We start from the raw sequence: 4,384 nt of genomic DNA on the forward strand, positions 1-4,384 counted from the left end.
TTTATGCACTGTGTCGAGTAATAAGGGGGAAGTGTGAATTTTCAATCGGTTATAGCTTTGTTGCATCAGTTCTGGGGCGATCACGGTTGTCTCATTGCCCAGCCTTACGATATAGAGAAGGGCGCAGGTACTAAGAATCCCCAGACATTTTTAAGAGCATTGGGGCCCGAACCGTGGGCTGTTGCTTATGTTGAACCGTGTCGTCGCCCGACGGATGGGCGTTATGGTGAAAACCCTAACCGTTTCCAACACTATTATCAGTACCAAGTTCTGATTAAGCCTTCGCCAGACAATATCCAAGATATTTATCTTGATTCATTAAGGGTTTTAGGTGTTCGTCCTGAAGATCACGATATTCGGTTTGTAGAGGATAACTGGGAAGATGCGACGGTGGGAGCTTGGGGTACTGGGTGGGAAGTATGGTTGGATGGGATGGAAATTACTCAGTTTACTTACTTCCAGCAGTGTGGGGGTATTGATTGCCGTCCGGTTTCTATTGAAATTACTTATGGTTTAGAGCGATTGGTGATGTATCTCCAGGAAGTGGAGGCAATTACTAAGATTCATTGGACGGACAACATTACTTATGGTGATGTTTTTCTGCAAAATGAGATTGAGCAGAGTACATACAATTTTGAAGCGTCTAATCCAGAATTGCTGCTGACACTGTTTAATTTGTATGAGCAGGAAGCTACTCAGTTAACGGAGAAGGGTTTGGTGTTACCCAGTTTGGATTATGTAATGAAGTGTTCGCACACCTTTAATCTGCTGGATGCTAGAGGTGTGATTTCAGTGACAGAGAGAACTCGCTATATTGCCAGGATTCGGCATTTGGCTAGGAAGGTTGCTCATTTATATGTTGAGCAAAGGGAGAAGTTGGGTTTTCCGTTGCTCAAAGATTTAAAACCAGTCATACCTGTTGGGCAAGTAGAAATCGCAGCTACACAGACAAAATCTGCCTCCACAAGTTAGCAAACCTTTGATTTTGCATTCTAATAAGCTAGGCATATCTTTAAATCATGTAGCTATTGCTAAAGGTCAGAAATACCGTTAAATATTGAATCTGGAAAATTAAGGCTACAAGATAAGGCCCGCACAGGCGGGCTTTGTTTGTATAAACTTGATGGACTATACTTCACCACAGGCATCAAAATCTTTCAAAGATGTCTATTCAAAGATATGAAAAGCTTACGCAGAGGTACTCCAGCCGCAGATAATAAGAGTTTGGAATATTTGATTTTTGAATTTCATTGCCAAATTCAGCAACGCCAATTTTTCTCTATTGCTACTCTAGCTATTTTTAAGTCAGCTGCGAATTCTGGGTGTCAGGTGCGTTTACAAAAAATCTTATGATTCAAACCAGTGGTGTAATTATTTGTCTTGGTTATATTTTTGGGTTGCTGTTTACAGTAGTTCCTTGGGGTGGTGTGTGGATTTTGGCTCTGGGGATAGTGGGAGCAATTCTTTTTAGAAGACGCACCAGTTCACAACAACTTGCCCAAAAAGCAGAAAAGGCTGGAAGCAAAAATAAGGCAGTGCCTAATACCTGGCAAACTAATCCCCATCCTCGAATATGGCTAGCTGCTGGCTTAGTAGGATTATTGGCAACTCTATATTTTCAATGGCGAGTGCCGCAACCAGGTATAAAAGATATTAGTCAGTTTGTTCCACCTGGAAATAGCAGTAATCAAGAACAACTTGTGATTGTTCGTGGGGAAGTGGCGAGTAATCCTCGCTTAACTCGCAGTCAGCGAGGACAATTTTGGCTGGAAGCAACTCAGATAGATGAGGTCAAAAATGAAAAAGGTTCAGCAGGTGTCCCAAAAGGAGTAACGGGCAAATTGTATGTGACAGTGCCTATACTTCAGGCTACTGGGTTATACCCTAGTCAACAAATTGCTGTGACTGGAATTTTGTACAAACCAAAGGCGGCTTCCAATCCTGGTGGTTTCGATTTTCAGAAGTTTCTTAAGCAGGAAGGAACATTTGCTGGTTTGATTGGGCGACAAATAAATGTTTTGGATCAGGAACGCAAATGGGGATGGTGGCAAATTCGGGAGCGAATTGTGCGATCGCAAGTTCGTTGGTTAGGTATCCCTGAAGGGCCTCTTGTGAGTGCAATGGTTTTAGGTAGCAAAGCTGTTGATTTACCCTACGATATCCGCGACTTATTTGTACAAGCAGGATTAGCTCATGCTTTGGCAGCTTCTGGGTTTCAAACTTCTTTGATCTTGAGTGTGATCTTACAGTTAACCAGACGGGCAAAAAAAGCAACGCAATTTACCCTTGGCTTTTTAGCTTTAATCATTTTTCTAAGTTTAACAGGTTTTCAACCTGCGGTTCTCAGAGCCGTAATTATGGGTTTTGCGGCATTAGTGGGTTTGCTATTAAAAAGGAAGGTAAAACAGTTCGGATCATTACTATTAGCAGCAACTCTGTTATTAGTATTTAATCCTCTATGGATTTGGGATTTAGGTTTTCAATTGAGTTTTTTAGCAACGCTGGGCTTAATCGTAACAGTACCGGCATTAGTCAACCGCCTAGCCTGGCTACCACCTGCGATCGCTTCTTTAATTGCTGTTCCACTTGCTGCAACTCTTTGGACTTTACCTGTACAACTTTCTGTATTTGGGGTTGTACCATCTTATAGTTTGTTGCTGAATGTGGTTAGTACTCCATTAATTTCGATCATTAGTATAGGCGGACTCATTAGTGCTTTAGTAGGTTTAATTTGGACTCAGGCAGGAAGCTTCATCGCCTCGGTGTTACATTACCCGACAGACTGGCTAATTAAATTAGTGGAGTTTTTTAGCAAGTTGCCAGGAAATTCTGTTGCTGTAGGTAGTATATCCACTTGGCAGCTTTTGACGATTTATTTACTGATTATACTGGTTTGGCTAGTTCCTTGGTGGCAGCGACGGTGGTGGGTTGCTAATGTGATTGCCCTTGGTTTAGTATTCATCCCCCTTTGGCATTCTACAAATACATTGTTTAGGATAACGGTATTAGAATCTGGTACGGAACCAATTGTAGTTGTTCAAGATAGAGGAACTGTAACTGTAATTAATAGTGGTGATGAAGGGACTGGACGTTTCACAATCCTACCGTTTTTACAACAGCAAGGTATAAATCAAATAAATTGGGCTATCGCAACTGATTTTCAAGGCAATGAAAGTAATGCTTGGTTGGAATTAATGCAACGTTTACCAATCAAAAACTTTTATGAATATTCCCCCAATCCAGAAAATTCTATTGCAACTCAGGCAATTCAACAAGAATTACAAAAGCATCAGGGATTTTATCAACCAATGGCTGTTGGTCAAGCTGTCAAAACTGGTTCAATAGTGGCGCAGTTAATCAACGCTCAATTACCCATCTTACAATTGCAAATTTTAGATCAGAATTGGTTATTAGTCGGTAATGTCAAGTCTAAAGAGGTACAACAATTAGTCAAAAATGGGAGCTTGCCTCGTCCACAAGTCCTGTGGTGTTCACCTCAGTCATTAAAAGATTTAGTTATTGCTCTGCAACCACAAGTGGCGATCGCTTCTTCTGTTAACTTTGATCCAAAGGTTTTATCGGAACTCAATCAAGGCCAAACTAAACTATTTTTTACGGGACGCGATGGGGCTATTCAATGGACACCTGATGGTCAGTTTGAGGCGTTTATTGAAGCAGCAGAGAACAAATCTTCTATTTTATAAAAAACTCAAAATTCAGAAATTTTAAAAGCACGACAAGTAAGTTGTTACAATAAAATCAAACTATGTAAAGAGAAATACACCAGGCTAAAACCCTTATAATTATTGACTGTAGCAAGATTGCCTATTGTCTTATCTCAACGACAATTATTTACGCCTACTTACTTATTTATTCTTAGGCAAGACTAGCTAAAGATGAGTTTTATCGATTACAGTCTAGTTAGTACTTAATGAAGTTTCATGTTCGCCTACATTATGCCAGTCTGATCTTTAACTGACACCCAATACTTATTGGATTTTGGGTAAAAGGGGGAAAGAAAAAACCTTTAACCTTTTCCCTGAAACCACTTCCGATTTAAAATGCAAAACCCCAAGCAGTATTGGACTAGCACCAACTACTTTAAATTAAAACATAGCATTTTTTAATGAAGTCATGGGCTAGACTTGATTATTCACAAGACCAAATCATCTTAATTATTTAAAATCTGATAGTAGTGGAAATACTTATTTTATTTTTACTTATTTAAACATTTCTTTTACATTGTGCTTATAATTCTTGCTCTAAAAATAGTTAAACTTTATACTTGAGAATAAATCATAGTTTTTTACTATTGCTTAGAAAAACATCTATCCTACTTCACGATCACTTGAACTAGATGTCATTACTTATACCATTGTAGTAG

The 4,384-nt window shown here is 39.4% G+C and carries 3 protein-coding genes; all 3 read left to right on the forward strand.

The features are described from left to right. Positions 1 to 33: 33 nt before the first annotated feature. The 3 genes from glyQ to GNF10_RS35490 all read left to right on the forward strand — a co-directional run bounded on the left by glyQ (position 34) and on the right by GNF10_RS35490 (position 3,704). Positions 34 to 972, forward strand: coding sequence for a glycine--tRNA ligase subunit alpha (glyQ, locus tag GNF10_RS35480; RefSeq protein WP_185580573.1), 939 nt, complete (start codon positions 34 to 36; stop codon positions 970 to 972). A gap of 207 nt (positions 973 to 1,179) precedes the next feature. Beyond that, entirely contained in the window at positions 1,180 to 1,353 is a 174-nt protein-coding gene (locus GNF10_RS35485; protein ID WP_185592364.1) for a hypothetical protein, read from the forward strand. Beyond that, positions 1,350 to 3,704, forward strand: a complete 2,355-nt coding sequence (locus GNF10_RS35490) for a ComEC/Rec2 family competence protein (RefSeq protein WP_185580572.1) — start codon at positions 1,350 to 1,352, stop codon at positions 3,702 to 3,704. Before GNF10_RS35485 ends, GNF10_RS35490 begins: the two co-directional genes overlap by 4 nt. Positions 3,705 to 4,384: the final 680 nt, after the last annotated feature.

The sequence above is a fragment of the Nostoc sp. UCD121 genome (assembly GCF_014222285.1).
Classification (GTDB): Bacteria; Cyanobacteriota; Cyanobacteriia; order Cyanobacteriales; family Nostocaceae; genus Nostoc.